Annotated in this window: 13 protein-coding genes and 2 tRNA genes; 12 read left to right on the top strand and 3 right to left on the bottom strand. The window is 41.1% G+C overall.

The window, feature by feature from the left end; all coding sequences use genetic code 11:
• Positions 1-319 precede the first annotated feature (319 nt).
• Both SANK73390_RS01150 and SANK73390_RS01145 read left to right on the top strand, forming a co-directional pair.
• A tRNA-Leu gene (locus SANK73390_RS01150) sits at positions 320-404 on the top strand.
• A gap of 38 nt (positions 405-442) precedes the next feature.
• Positions 443-517: transfer RNA gene (locus tag SANK73390_RS01145), tRNA-Gln, on the top strand.
• 355 nt (positions 518-872) lie between these two features.
• On the opposite strand, the gene SANK73390_RS01140 is transcribed toward SANK73390_RS01145, so the two are convergent.
• On the bottom strand, positions 873-2,030 hold the full coding sequence (locus tag SANK73390_RS01140) for an FAD-dependent oxidoreductase (protein WP_462762485.1): 1,158 nt from the start codon (positions 2,028-2,030) through the stop codon (positions 873-875).
• A 250-nt stretch (positions 2,031-2,280) separates the two neighbouring features.
• On the opposite strand from SANK73390_RS01140, the gene miaB reads away from it, so the two are divergent.
• The 7 genes from miaB to SANK73390_RS01105 all read left to right on the top strand — a co-directional run bounded on the left by miaB (position 2,281) and on the right by SANK73390_RS01105 (position 8,850).
• Positions 2,281-3,714 carry a tRNA (N6-isopentenyl adenosine(37)-C2)-methylthiotransferase MiaB gene (gene miaB, locus SANK73390_RS01135; RefSeq protein WP_462762482.1) on the top strand — a complete coding sequence of 478 codons (1,434 nt, stop codon included), beginning with the start codon at positions 2,281-2,283 and terminating at the stop codon, positions 3,712-3,714.
• A gap of 52 nt (positions 3,715-3,766) precedes the next feature.
• A complete protein-coding gene (locus tag SANK73390_RS01130) occupies positions 3,767-4,816 on the top strand; it encodes a PhoH family protein (RefSeq protein WP_462762479.1) in 1,050 nt (349 codons plus the stop codon).
• Entirely contained in the window at positions 4,813-5,271 is a 459-nt protein-coding gene (ybeY, locus tag SANK73390_RS01125) for an rRNA maturation RNase YbeY (RefSeq protein WP_261592442.1), read from the top strand. Before SANK73390_RS01130 ends, ybeY begins: the two co-directional genes overlap by 4 nt.
• A gap of 60 nt (positions 5,272-5,331) precedes the next feature.
• Complete coding sequence (corC, locus tag SANK73390_RS01120; protein ID WP_462762475.1) at positions 5,332-6,210, top strand: CNNM family magnesium/cobalt transport protein CorC; 879 nt, start codon at positions 5,332-5,334, stop codon at positions 6,208-6,210.
• Positions 6,188-7,765, top strand: coding sequence for an apolipoprotein N-acyltransferase (gene lnt / locus SANK73390_RS01115; RefSeq protein WP_462762472.1), 1,578 nt, complete (start codon positions 6,188-6,190; stop codon positions 7,763-7,765). The genes corC and lnt overlap by 23 nt, the downstream gene beginning before the upstream one ends.
• 321 nt (positions 7,766-8,086) lie before the next feature.
• Positions 8,087-8,332, top strand: a complete 246-nt coding sequence (locus SANK73390_RS01110; RefSeq protein ID WP_462762469.1) for a helix-turn-helix domain-containing protein — start codon at positions 8,087-8,089, stop codon at positions 8,330-8,332.
• A gap of 14 nt (positions 8,333-8,346) precedes the next feature.
• Positions 8,347-8,850: a GNAT family N-acetyltransferase gene (locus SANK73390_RS01105; RefSeq protein ID WP_462762466.1), complete on the top strand. Its 504-nt coding sequence runs from the start codon at positions 8,347-8,349 to the stop codon at positions 8,848-8,850.
• Positions 8,851-8,872: 22 nt separating this feature from the next.
• On the opposite strand, the gene SANK73390_RS01100 is transcribed toward SANK73390_RS01105, so the two are convergent.
• Complete coding sequence (locus SANK73390_RS01100) at positions 8,873-9,619, bottom strand: SDR family oxidoreductase (protein ID WP_462762487.1); 747 nt, start codon at positions 9,617-9,619, stop codon at positions 8,873-8,875.
• Positions 9,620-9,673: 54 nt separating this feature from the next.
• Complete coding sequence (locus tag SANK73390_RS01095; RefSeq protein ID WP_261592446.1) at positions 9,674-10,201, bottom strand: hypothetical protein; 528 nt, start codon at positions 10,199-10,201, stop codon at positions 9,674-9,676.
• A 351-nt stretch (positions 10,202-10,552) separates the two neighbouring features.
• On the opposite strand from SANK73390_RS01095, the gene SANK73390_RS01090 reads away from it, so the two are divergent.
• The 3 genes from SANK73390_RS01090 to SANK73390_RS01080 all read left to right on the top strand — a co-directional run bounded on the left by SANK73390_RS01090 (position 10,553) and on the right by SANK73390_RS01080 (position 13,812).
• Positions 10,553-11,743, top strand: coding sequence for a type III PLP-dependent enzyme (locus SANK73390_RS01090; RefSeq protein ID WP_462762464.1), 1,191 nt, complete (start codon positions 10,553-10,555; stop codon positions 11,741-11,743).
• A 281-nt stretch (positions 11,744-12,024) separates the two neighbouring features.
• Positions 12,025-13,086: a hypothetical protein gene (locus SANK73390_RS01085; protein ID WP_462762463.1), complete on the top strand. Its 1,062-nt coding sequence runs from the start codon at positions 12,025-12,027 to the stop codon at positions 13,084-13,086.
• A gap of 51 nt (positions 13,087-13,137) precedes the next feature.
• A complete protein-coding gene (locus SANK73390_RS01080; protein ID WP_462762461.1) occupies positions 13,138-13,812 on the top strand; it encodes a hypothetical protein in 675 nt (224 codons plus the stop codon).
• Positions 13,813-13,859 lie beyond the last annotated feature (47 nt).

Raw genomic sequence — 13,859 nt, 5'->3', positions numbered from 1 at the left:
ACTCTTTCTACCAATAAGAGTGTAATATCAAAGCTTGTAGCTTAACTACTATGTATAGCCTCCTTTTAAGGAGATATGCACAATCTCCTGTGCGAGGATAGCGGAATTGGCCGGATGTCGAATTAGACGCTGGATTTAGGTTCCACTTAATAAGGCACACCTCCTGTGCGAGGATAGCGGAATTGGCCGGATGTCGAATTAGACGCTGGATTTAGGTTCCACTTAATACGCACAACCTCCTGTGCGAGGATAGCGGAATTGGCCGGATGTCGAATTAGGCACTGGATTTAGGTTCCTCTAAATATACACAACCTCCTGTGCGGGGGTGGCGGAATTGGTAGACGCGCTGGATTTAGGTTCCAGTATCTTCGGGTGTGAGAGTTCAAGTCTCTCCCTCCGCACCATCTCTTAAAGATGTAAAAAATTAAGGCTTAGATATTGTTGGAGTATAGCCAAGCGGTAAGGCAGCGGGTTTTGATCCCGCCATTCTCAGGTTCAAATCCTGATACTCCAGCCACTCTTTCTATAGTTAAGAATCCAATAACTTAAATATTTTCCATGCTTGTGGAATTAGTAAATTTGCTAAATTAGGTCTCAGTTCTTATTAGTTTAAGAGCTTAACTCTTTCTCTACGCATCATATAAAAAACTTTTCAACTTTCTCTTCTCTACCCTACTTTTAAATCATCCAAATATCTTCTTTAATTAACTTGTTTCATACATTCGCTATATTAAAATAAAACTACTTTTAGCGAACTAAATAACTCATAAACAGCGTTTAATACCATATATGGTATAAGTTTACTCATTTAGGATAAAGCCTCACACAAAACAGATCTAAGTCCGCTTGATGTGCTCTCATAGAAATATAAATCACCACCCCATAGCATGCTGAAGTACTTTTCGCTTTAAAGGCCCGGCTTGATCTGCCAACTTTAACACACTGTTACGCAAAAACTTTAACGGCGCTAAATCATTGGAAAAACCAAAATAACAAGCATCCATCATACTCATCATGGCTAAATTATCACCGCGACGCTGATTCTCATATGCCTTAAGTGCCCTAGCGTTGCCTATATCATCTAAGCCATCTAAGCATTCAGCCAGTGCAGCAACATCTTTAAATCCAAGATTAACTCCCTGTCCGGCTAAAGGATTAATCGTATGCGCAGCATCCCCTATGAGTACTAAGCGACCTTGACTGTATTGATTGGCATGTTGTCGAGCTAAAGGAAAAACTGCTTTTTGTTCAATCGTAAAGTCACCAGGTAATGCAAAGAAATGCGTTAAAATCTGCTCTTTCAATTGTTGGTTTGACAAACTAGCCAAACTAGCCAGCTCGGCAGCATCTTGATACCAGATCAAATTTGCGTAAGGTGCCTGCATGGGTAAAAATGCAATTGGGCCTGAAGGCTTAAATTGCTGCCACGTTTTATATTGTTGTGGCGCATCCAACTTAATTAATATTCCCATGCAAGCTTGATGATATTGCCAGCCAGTTACACCAACATTGGCTAAGTTACGTACGTTTGAGCGCCCACCGTCTGCCGCTATCAGTAAATCAGCCTGATAATGGTGAGCGTCATAATGCAGGGTAATAGAATCTAAATTTTGCTCTAATGCCTTCGGTGGCATGCTTACCTGCTCTACTTTTACGCCACAATCTGCAAACTGAGCCCACAAACTGGCCTGAATCAATTTATTTTCAATTAAGTGCCCTAGGTGAGTTTGTGAAATATCAGCAGCATCAAATAATAGTGTATTATTTGGATGCTCATAGGCTTCAAGTTGCTGATAAGGTGCTAAACGTGATTGTCGCAGTTTAGGCATTGCCCCTAACTCTTCTAACAGCACTTCTGAAAAGCGGTTAATCGCAGAGATACGAATATCAACTTGCTCACTATTGAGCTCATGTTGTGCATCAATAAGGTGCTTTTCTAACACGGTAACCTGTGCACCTTGACGTGCTAGCTTTATTGCGGCGGCGGCACCAACCATACCACCACCTACTATCACTACCTTGTTTTTCATAAACTTTGCCTTACATACCTGAAGATATTTTTCACAATAGAATTGTATCGCAAGTCACTTTGTTTTGCTCGTGTGTAATCACGTCAATACGCTAAGCTTTGATCCACCTTTTTAAAGTTAAAAACTATACTTGGCTAGTGACCTTAGGTCATATAAAATACGCGTCCTTTAAGCTTTGCAATTGCATAGCAAACTAATAATTGCGCGACGTTGTGCATAAGATCCGAATTGAAAACGAGGCAATATTTCAATGAGTAAAAAGTTGCATATAAAAACCTGGGGTTGTCAGATGAATGAATATGACTCTCAGAAGATGGCTGACTTACTAGATGCTACCAATGGCTATCAACTAACAGATGAAGCCGGCAAAGCTGACGTTATCTTACTCAATACCTGTTCGATTCGTGAAAAGGCACAAGAAAAAGTATTTCACCAATTAGGTCGCTGGAAGTTATTGAAAGATGACAATCCGGATCTCGTCATTGGTGTAGGCGGCTGTGTGGCATCTCAAGAAGGTGATACCATTCGTCAACGCGCGCCATTTGTTGATATTGTATTTGGTCCACAAACCTTGCACCGCTTACCTGAGATGATCAAACAAGTTCAGAGCAAGCAAGGTTCTGTCATTGATATTTCATTTCCTGAAATTGAAAAATTTGACCGTTTGCCTGAGCCTAAAGCGGAAGGTCCAAGCGCATTTGTTTCTATTATGGAAGGCTGTTCAAAATACTGTACTTTTTGCGTAGTACCTTACACTCGCGGCGAAGAAGTAAGTCGTCCGCTTGATGACGTATTATTAGAAGTTGCCCAACTTGCAGAGCAAGGAGTGCGTGAAGTTAACCTACTTGGCCAAAACGTAAATGCTTATCGTGGTGAAACTCATGACGGCGAAACTTGCTACTTCTCGGATTTGCTCCGTTATGTTGCTGCCATTGATGGTATTGACCGTATCCGTTATACCACATCACATCCAGTAGAGTTTACCCCTGACATAATTGAAGCTTATGCGGATGTACCTGAGTTAGTTGATCACTTGCATTTACCCGTACAAAGTGGCTCAGATCGCGTCTTAAATTTAATGAAACGTGGACACACCGCACTTGAGTACAAATCTACCATTCGTAAACTACGTAAAATTCGCCCTAACCTGAGCATGTCATCCGATTTTATTATTGGCTTCCCTGGCGAAACTACCGCTGATTTTGAAGCCACAATGAACCTAATTAATGACATTGGCTTTGATATGAGCTTCAGCTTTATTTATTCTGCTCGCCCTGGTACACCTGCAGCCGACTTGCCTGATGACGTATCTGAGCAAGAGAAAAAAGAACGCTTATATCTGCTACAAAACCGTATCAATCAAATGGCACAAGACATTAGCCGTAAAATGTTTGATACCGAACAACGTATTCTTGTAGAAGGTCCATCGAAGAAAAACCCTATGGAATTACGTGGTCGAACAGAGAACAACCGAGTTGTTAACTTTGAAGGTCCACATTCAGTGATCGGTCAGTTTGTAGATGTACGTATAACACAAGCATTACCAAACTCTTTACGTGGCACATTAATTCGTACAGAATCAGAAATGAACTTACGTAAGGATATTGCGCCAGCCGATATACTAAATCGTGCGGCAGTAGAGCCCGATGCTGATGAGCTAGGTGTTACCACCTTTACGCCATAAGCTAAATTGATTGCGCCAGCCTTTGCTGGCGTACTTATTACAGGAAGCCATTTTGAGTAGTCAGTTTAAAAATATAGAATTTTACCTAGAACCCGCCGACAATAATCGTCTTTCATCATTGTGTGGTCCTTTTGATGAAAACATAAAACAAATAGAGCGCCGCTTAGGGGTAGAAGTCGCACATCGCGATAATTGGTTTAAAGTGACGGGGCAACCTGTGCAAACCAAAGCCGCCATGGATATTTTAAAATCTCTGTATATCGACACTCAGCCAGTTCGTGGCCAAGTTAATGAAATTGAGCCTGACAATGTGCATTTGGCTATTTCACAAGCGAACGTGTTAGAACAAGATGCACCAGCAGTATGGGACCAAGAAGTCTACATTAAAACACGTCGTGGTGTAGTTAAGCCTCGTAACCCAAATCAAAGCCAATACGTTGCCAATATACTCACGCACGATATTTGCTTTGGAGTTGGTCCAGCCGGTACGGGTAAAACTTACCTTGCAGTCGCCGCAGCAGTTGATGCGCTAGAGCGCCAAGAGGTTCGTCGTATTTTACTGACTCGTCCAGCCGTTGAGGCAGGCGAAAAACTAGGCTTCTTGCCTGGTGATTTAACACAAAAAATAGACCCTTATCTACGCCCATTATATGACGCCTTATTTGAAATGCTTGGTTTTGAAAAAGTAGAGCGCTTAATTGAAAAAAACGTCATTGAAGTTGCGCCATTGGCTTATATGCGTGGTAGAACGCTCAATGATGCATTTATTATTTTAGATGAAAGCCAAAACACTACTACAGAGCAAATGAAAATGTTCTTAACGCGAATAGGTTTTAACTCCAAAGCGGTTATCACCGGTGATATCACTCAGATTGATTTACCTCGCGGTGCACGTTCAGGGCTGCGCCATGCGATTGAAGTACTCGGTGAGGTAGGAGAAATATCATTCAACTTCTTCAAATCACACGATGTAGTTCGCCATCCAGTGGTTGCCCGTATTGTTGAAGCCTATGAGAAAAAAGAAGAAGCTGAACGCAAAGAAAAAGCACTCAAAGAGCAAGCTTATAAGCAAGCAAAACAACTAAAAGAGCATGGCGAATGAGCATAGACTTAGATTTACAAGTTGTCTGTGAGTTTGACGATTTACCTTCTCAAGCACAGTTTGAGCTTTGGGCAAGTAAAGCGCTTACCCCCTACTTGCCCAACAGTGAATTGACGATTCGTATTACTGATGAACACGAAAGCCAAGAATTAAATCATCAATACCGTGGTAAGAATAAACCAACCAATGTATTGTCTTTCCCATTTGAAGCTCCCCCAGGTATTGAGCTGCCACTAGTGGGAGATTTAATTATTTGCCCACATATTGTGAAGCAAGAATCTATTGACCAAGATAAACCTTTTCATGAACACTTTGCTCACATGGTTATCCATGGCTGCTTGCATTTAATTGGGTTTGACCATATAAATGAAAAAGATGCCATGGAAATGGAAACTTTAGAGAAAGAATTTTTAGCACAGTTAGGGATAAGCGATCCTTACCGCGACGATTTGTAACTATTTGATGCTCAAATAGCAGCATAACCAATTTGTTATTTTATGGAGTAAAACACGACAATGAGCGACGATAACTCGCAGAGTAGCCAGGGTTCTTCTAGCAAAACCTGGTTGGGACGCATCACACAGATGCTGCAAGGGGAACCCCAAAACAAAGAAGAGTTGGCAGAAGTCATTGCTGATGCTCAGGAGCGAGATCTGATCGATCCTGAAACAAAGGATATGATAGAAGGTGTGTTAGGCGTCTCAGAGCTTAAAGTACGCGATATCATGATCCCGCGCTCACAGATGATCACGCTCGATGTGGACGAATCACTAGAGCAACAACTACCGACTATGGTTGAGTCTTCACACTCACGCTTTCCAGTGATTTGCGAAGATAAAGACCATGTAGAAGGTATTTTGTTAGCTAAAGATTTATTGCCCTTAATACTCAATAAAGATGAAAGTTTGCCTACAATTCGTGAATACCTCCGTCCTGCGATTGTGGTGCCAGAGAGTAAGCGTGTTGATGCATTGCTAAATGAATTTCGTCAAAAGCGATACCATATGGCTATTGTGGTGGATGAGTATGGCGGTGTATCAGGTTTGGTAACCATTGAAGATATCTTAGAGATCATCGTTGGTGAGATTGAAGACGAGCATGATGAAGAAGAAGAGCAACAAGATATTCGTCAGCTTTCAAAGCACACTTTTATGGTGCAAGCACTGACACCATTAGATGAATTTAATGAATTTTTCAAAACAGGCTACGATACGCAAGAAGCTGACACCATCGGTGGCATTATCCTGCACGCCTTTGGCCACATGCCTAGTCGTGGCGAAACTATCGATATTGAAGCACTGCAATTTAAAGTGACCAATTCTGACAATCGCCGTATTATTCAGCTACAAGTAACAATTCCAAAAACTGAAGATGGCGACGACGAAGCTGAGTAAACTAATATCCGCTTTTAAAGATAAGCAGTTATGGCTGGCATTTTTTGCCGGCCTTTCACTTACTTTTAGTTATGCGCCCTTTGCCCTTTGGCCTTTAGTATTTATTGCTATTGCCATAGCATGCTATGCCACCGATACACCTAACCTAAAACAGGCAGCCAAATATGGCTTTGTTTTCGGCTTTGGCTGGTTTGCGCTTGGCATTAGCTGGGTACATGTTTCTATTGCCCAATATGGTGGCCTACCGCTGCCTATTTCCTTGCTACTGATGGCGATGCTATGCGCCTATTTAGCCCTCTACCCTATGCTGGCCTTTATGCTTGCGAGCTACTTTACTGATAAACCGTGGCAGCGTATTTGCATGCTCATTGTTGGATTTGCGATATTTGAATGGCTACGAGGTACGCTATTAACGGGTTTTCCTTGGTTAAGCTTTGGTTATACCTTAACTGATAGCCCACTCAATGCTTTGGCACCATTTATTGGCGAATTTGGTTTATCGCTATTATGTGTGATGGTCGGTTGCTGTTTATATTATACGTGGCAATGTAGCAGTACTAAGCCGCTTATTGCAGCTTCTATAACTACCTTCACACTAATCGGCCTAGCAATGAGTGTAAGCAAGCCTCAACACTCTGAACAACATATCAAAACCTTACTAGTTCAAGGTAACATTCAACAAAGTTTACGCTGGGAGCCTGAGCACTTTTGGCCAACTATGTCCAAATATAGAGATATGACGAGACCCCATTGGCATGATGTAGATTTAGTGCTTTGGCCAGAAGCAGCTATTCCAGAAATTGAAGAATTTGCTAACCCATTCTTAAAAGAGTTAGATAAAGCTGCCGCTTTTAATAATACCGCACTCATCACGGGTATCCCCGATTACCAAATAAACAGTAAGACTGTGTATAACACGCTTATAGTACTTGGTAAAAAGCAGCCTGATGATACCCAAGGTCACTACCAATATTTACACACAAATCGCTATCAAAAGCATCAACTACTACCCATTGGTGAGTTTGTGCCGTTTGAAGATATTTTGAGACCTTTAGCACCACTGTTTGATTTAGCCATGTCTTCGTTTTCACGCGGAGAAAGGGTTCAAAACAATTTAATTGCCAATGGCTTACATATACTTCCAGCTATATGCTTTGAAATCGCTTTTAGTGAGTTAGTTCGAGATAACTTTACAGAGCAATCTAATATTTTGTTTACGGTCAGTAACGATGCTTGGTTTGGAGATTCTCACGGTCCTCATCAACACATGCAAATTGCGCGCATGCGCGCACTTGAATTACAGCGGCCGCTAATACGTGCTACCAACAATGGTATTACCGGCGTATATGACCCGATAACTAAACAACAGCATAGCATTGCTCAATTTAAAGCTGATGTCTTAAAAGCTGATATAAACTTGATAACAGGTAATACCTTCTTCAGCCAATTCGGTCATATACTTGTATGGGTAATTGTTTGCCTAGGTGGCTTTATTACATTAGGCAATAGATTTTTACCTAAGGTATTACGCCGGTTTGAAAGAAGCTTTTTATAGCACAAAACTTCATACATTATCGCTTTAAACACTTGACTCTTACCTAAGGTGAATGCATCCAGCTAGTGCAGTATCAACTCAGAACCCACTATGTTGGTGCAAAGCCATTTACTTTTTCATTCAATAAAAACGTAAATCATTGAATTTATTTAAAATTAAAAGTTGGTACAGTTCTTCCTACCTATCATTATCAATCACAACAATGAAGATACTTATTATGGCCAATTTTTATCATACTCTTTATTTACTCTGGCATTTAGATATCAGTATTTGGCAAATTCATGATACACAACACCCAGTAAAACGTGTGAGGAAATAAAAATGCATTCAATATCTCGTAAACACCCGCTCGTGTTAGAAGCAGTTCATAAAGTACTTAGCGAACAATTTTCTATTTCTGAAGCTGCGCAGCAATACGCACTTCCCAAGCGTACACTTTACAGTGCAGTACGACTGGCCCAAAAAAAACCTAAACAACAAACCGATATGCTAAAAGCCACCAAGCAAGCGTTAGAAAACCATTTACAGGATGTCGAACAAACGCTAAAGGGATTACAGCATTCATGACAAGCAATTCAATTATGCTCAACGAACTGAAACTGGTTACTCAATGTCAATCTCAGTTTGTTGAGTTACTGGGAGCATGTGTTAATGAAGGCGCATCTTTGGGCTTTTATGTACCTGCAAACGCAGAGTTATTAAAATCGTACTGGCAGCATGTCGAGCAAGAGGTACAAAAAAATAACCGTCAGCTATTTACATTATTTAATGAGCAAACACTGATCGCATCCGTACAACTCGTCCCGTGCCAAAAACAAAATGGTAAACATAGAGCCGAAATAGAAAAGCTTTTAGTACACCCAGAAGCGCAAAGACAGGGATTAGCAACAAAGTTAATGGAAGCCGTTAAACAGTACGCTCTTACACAGCACATAAAGCTACTATTTCTCGACACGCAAACCGGGGACAAATCAGAACTATTCTATCAAGCATTAGGTTATCAAAAATCAGCCGAGATGCCATTTTTTGTAACCGATGTAAATGGGCACTTCGCCAGCACAAGTTACTACTATAAAATATTATGATATTTCTAAATTTAAGAGAGACTTACTTCCCACCCGCCAAGTCAATAAAGCTGCCTGTTACATAGCTGGCTTGTTCGCTTAGCAACCATGCAATTGCATTCGCAACCTCCTCACTCGTGCCACCACGCCCAAGTGGGAGCAAAGAAGCAAGGCGGTCCACTCGTTCAGGCTCACCGCCATCTTTGTGAATATCGGTATATATACACCCGGGACGCACGGCATTAACACGAATACCTTGAGAAGCTAGCTCTAACGACAAGCCAGTAGTAAAACTATCAATCGCACCTTTTGACGCTGCGTAATCAACATACTCATTAGCACCACCTAATCGAGATGCAGCGGAAGACACGTTAACGATGGCGCACAGTTTTGGATCATGGTGTGTTTTAAAATGCTTTATCGCCTCTCTTGCGCAGATAAAGTAAGGTGTGACATTTTGCATTAATATTGCGTTGATACGCTCAGCATTCATTTGTTCAACGCGCATTTGCGTTTGTAGCACACCCACATTGTTTACCAAGTGGCTCACGGGGCCTAGCGTTTGTTGAATTTGTGCAAAAAGAGAGACAACGGCACTTTCATCGCTAATATCTGCTTGAAATAACGCGCCATCGCCTCCTTGGAGTTTAATTTTTGCTAATACGTACTCAGCGGCTTGGTGATTTTGCTTGTAATTAATAGCAACTTTATAACCTTCTGATGCTAACTTCACGGCGGTTGCCGCCCCAATACCACGGCTGGCTCCGCTAACTAATACCACTTTATTCAACATAAGCCTCTGTTAATTCTGATAATCAATTAAGTACGTATATCACAGAAAATACTAAAATTGGTACCTTAACGTTAATGAAGCGGTTGTCTCGTTTTCTTTACTTTCTCGCTGCTCTCCGTAACCTGCAACCAAACGAAGCTTCCAGCCAGCATCTTGGTAAGCCCCACTAAGAGAGTAACTATAACTGGCACCTAAGCCATAAATACTTTTTCGATCAAATATTTGAGAAAATGATGAACCTATCACACAACCTATAATTGTTGAATCGTCGTCACAATCTAACTCTTTATCACTACTTTTGATGCCCATAGCCCCAACAGCAACACCAAAAGCGTGTTTTTGATTATCGCTAACCACTCGCTCCCAGCCAGCGCTAATACCTGTATCTGTGCTTTGTCCAACCTGCAAATAAAAACCACCTTGGCTTGAGTAACTACCAACCTCTGCATTTAAAAAATAAGGCACCCCCGTACCTAATGAAAAGCGAACTTTGCTTTCATCATCAGCATGAGATTGAATACTAGCAAAACTAGCCATCGTACCAAGTAAAACATTGAGTATTAGATTTCGTGTTTTCATAAAATTCCTTGTCAAAAAGATATTAACCTATTAAAAGTACAAATTAGGTACAGGCATACTATAAGTAATTACCTGCTCTTATCAATTAAAAAGTGAAGTAAATTTTATGTTTTAGTTGTTAACTTGAAATTATTTGAATTAAACCTTGCATCGCTTAAAAACAAGCTTTAATATCCGCCCGCTTCTTGATGATAGCCAATCCGAGTACATCACACCCTTTGTGTGGCAAGGCGATAGAGCAACTATCCAAGAGTGACTTTGACTGCGTATTAACGTGTTTATTGACGCTCAACTTTTCGACTTAATTTGAAAATCAGTTTGGAAAGTTTGTTTCTATTTTTGGAGGCTATTATGGCTAACTCAGCGTTGGATTTTTCTGCTTTTTCATCCTCAGCTTTAAACGCTGAAGAAACGCAACTTATTGAAGCGTCAGTCGCTCAATTTGGTGCGCCTTTACTACTTTTAGATTGCGAAGTGGTTCGTCAGCAATATCGTGCTCTTGCACGTGCATTACCTAATGTGACATTGCATTTTGCACTCAAACCATTGCCTCATGCATCGGTAGTACGTACTTTACTGGCTGAAGGTGCCAGTTTTGATTTGGCCACCAGCGGAGAAGTGGAGCTGGTGGCAAGCCAAGGTGTGCCGGCAGATAAAACCATTCATACTCACCCAATCAAACGTGATTGTGATATTTCTGATGCACTTAATTATGGCTGCACGGTGTTTGTAGTTGATAACTTAAATGAATTGGATAAATTTATTACCTATAAAGACCAAGTTGAACTATTAGTACGTTTGAGCTTTAGAAATGCCGAGGCTTTTGCTGATTTATCAAAGAAATTTGGCTGCACGACTGAAATGGCCATAGAGATCATTACTCAGGCACAGCAATTAGGTATTCGTATAAAAGGGTTGTCTTTTCATGTTGGTTCGCAAACCAGCAGCCCACAAAAGTATGTAGATGCAATCTTAGCATGTAAACAAGTTATGGAAACCGTAGTACAACTTGGTTTACCCGCGCTGAGTACACTTGATATTGGTGGTGGTTTTCCTGTTAGTTATGCCAAACAGGTAACGCCGATTGAAATATTTTGCGCGCCTATCAATGAGGCTTTAGCGAGTTTACCACAAACAGTACAGGTGCTTGCTGAGCCTGGACGCTTTATTGTAGCACCAGCTGTGATGAGTGTGGCATCTGTAATGGGGCAAGCCATACGCGAAGGAAAAATGTGGTATTACCTTGATGATGGTATATACGGTTCGTTCAGTGGCTTAATGTTTGATGAAGCAGACTACCCTATCGTTACAGTCAATCAAGATACGCTATGCTACCCAAGTGTATTAGCTGGCCCAACATGCGATAGTATTGATGTGGTTGCTGAGAATATTATGCTACCAAAACTAACTAATGGTGACTTAGTCGTCGCCCGGATGATGGGCGCTTATACTAGCGCAACTGCAACCGATTTTAACTTTTTTAAGCGGGCCCAAACTATTTCATTAAATGAGCATGAGAACATCCAAACATTAGTTTGTTAAGAGCAATCGAGTTTCACAACCTCAGGTTCGAATAAGGACTTTAAAATAGAAGCATTTTATAACTGACACACTTGTAACCTAATGTTGATATTTTATTCAAAAGCGAGAGTGAGCAAAATAGCTTTATTCGGCAAACTCGCTGAGGTTACATATTAAAAGCACGCAACTTTGCGTGCTTTACCTTTTCTTTTCGCCCTACTGTAACGACCTGTAATTTACTTATCGTCAAACCAGCTATACTCTTTTCGTACTCATTATGTGTTTTTCGATAAGGAAAGTGAATGTCAGCTCAAGATCAAACCACCACTTTAAAACCAGCAGTTAATAACCCTAATAATATTGAAGCGAAAAAGTACTACGTATTCAATGAAACAGGCAATATCATGATGTCGAGCACGGTTGACGCCAATAACGAGCTGTCAGAATCTGTGCAAAAGGTTTTTTCTGAGGTGTCGGTATTTTTTGCCGGTATGTCCCGCGCAATTAGTACCACTATCAACCCAGCAACAAAAAAGCCCTATTCCTTATATAATTATGAAGCACTACAAAATGTGATCAGTGGCTCAGGGTTATTTGTTCACGTTACAGAAGAAGATGTGAACTATGAAACATCGAGTTTTGGTGCCGATTTCAGTAAAGAATTGATTGAGTCGTTGCTGGGCTTAGCAACGGGTGCGGGTGAAATGAGCTTTGCTTCGGCCATGGTTTCATCAATCGGTAAAGAGGGATTGAAATTATCCGGTTCTTCAAAAACCTCCAGTAGCAAAGTTGGTAATATTGTCTTTGTCTGCGAATACCTATTTGGTATGCCCAGCATCAGTGCAATCGTTGTTTACGCTGAATGTGACCAACATGCACAGCAACTTAAACTCGGACCTTGTTTTAGTGAGTCTTCAATCAGCTCTAAATGGAAACTCCACAAAGATACCTATATGTTTGTCACACCCACTTTTATTAAAAACTATGCGGGAGACTTAAGCTCTATAAACTCTGATCCCGAGTATCTTGAGCTGGTTAACTGGTTAAGTGGCTTACTGACCAAAACCCCCCTTATTGTTGATGTTATTAACACCACTGACAACTCAGTCGTTGACTCTAAAAGTGCATTGGCCAAAGACGTCACTTATAAGCTACAGGGGCAATTCTTACAAACGGATGGCGGTAGCCTTGGGTTCACAGGCACTAACAGCAAAGCGATTATCACGGCAACAAGCGACTGGACAGCTGACGCAATTGAGTTTACCGTATCCGGTACGCTCACACAGCCTGCTTCTATCCAAGTATTAGATAAAAGCGGTCATGTTATTACACAAACTGCGCAAACTTTTACAATTGCAAGTTAACTATCAGTTCGGCGTGTAGCAATACACGCCACTAAAGCATGGGGAAGCGGATTGAGTTGGTTTAACCCTTTTAAGCATTCAGATAACCAATCTGCACCTGCATCAAGTGAAAATAACACGGTTCCTAGGTTTAACTACTTCAATGCCACGGGCAATATTTTAATCTCATCCGTATGCCCACCAAATCAGCCTCTTCCTGAAGCTGTGCAGAGTACATTCAATCAAGGTGCAGCATTTGTGGCAAGTGCAATGAGAGCTGTTTCAACAACAATCAACCCAGTTACAAATCAACCTTATTCGATATTTAACCACTTTGCATTATCACGAGTACTTGCAGGCTCTGGTCACTTCACAAAACTATCTGAACAATCTTTAACATTGCCCAACACGGTATTTAGCAATGCAGACCATTGCCAACTTTTTTCAAGCCTCTTCAATATTAACTTTTCGTCAGCCTGCATCCCATTTGCGCAGGCATTAACCACACAATTTGCTCAACATGCAAATGAAATGGCTGCACGCTCACACCCGACAGAACTAAAAACGGCACATTTAGTACTTTGCTGTGAGTATCTATCCGGCTTAGCCTGTGTGAGTGTGGTGCTTATTTCGCTTAACAACGAACAGCATCGAGCGCATCTTGCCAAACGTCCATGCTTGAATAACCAGCACACATTACCTGATTGGCAAATAGAAAAAGAGCACTTTTTATATCAATTAGCTTAGGGCGGTTTTACGACCAAGAATACCTATTAGGGGCTGTTGTTCTTTAT

Source organism: Pseudoalteromonas sp. SANK 73390, from assembly GCF_054966645.1.
Note: the sequence above shows the minus strand (reverse complement) of the source record. Positions and strands in the feature narration are given on the sequence as shown.

Coding starts and splice junctions, on each gene's coding strand:
- corC (WP_462762475.1), top strand. CDS start 5,332: ATGAGCGACGATAACTCGCAGAGTAGCCAGGGTTCTTCTAGCAAAACC.
- lnt (WP_462762472.1), top strand. CDS start 6,188: ATGGCGACGACGAAGCTGAGTAAACTAATATCCGCTTTTAAAGATAAG.
- ybeY (WP_261592442.1), top strand. CDS start 4,813: ATGAGCATAGACTTAGATTTACAAGTTGTCTGTGAGTTTGACGATTTA.
- SANK73390_RS01085 (WP_462762463.1), top strand. CDS start 12,025: ATGTCAGCTCAAGATCAAACCACCACTTTAAAACCAGCAGTTAATAAC.
- SANK73390_RS01110 (WP_462762469.1), top strand. CDS start 8,087: ATGCATTCAATATCTCGTAAACACCCGCTCGTGTTAGAAGCAGTTCAT.
- SANK73390_RS01105 (WP_462762466.1), top strand. CDS start 8,347: ATGCTCAACGAACTGAAACTGGTTACTCAATGTCAATCTCAGTTTGTT.
- miaB (WP_462762482.1), top strand. CDS start 2,281: ATGAGTAAAAAGTTGCATATAAAAACCTGGGGTTGTCAGATGAATGAA.
- SANK73390_RS01090 (WP_462762464.1), top strand. CDS start 10,553: ATGGCTAACTCAGCGTTGGATTTTTCTGCTTTTTCATCCTCAGCTTTA.
- SANK73390_RS01140 (WP_462762485.1), bottom strand. CDS start 2,030: ATGAAAAACAAGGTAGTGATAGTAGGTGGTGGTATGGTTGGTGCCGCC.
- SANK73390_RS01095 (WP_261592446.1), bottom strand. CDS start 10,201: ATGAAAACACGAAATCTAATACTCAATGTTTTACTTGGTACGATGGCT.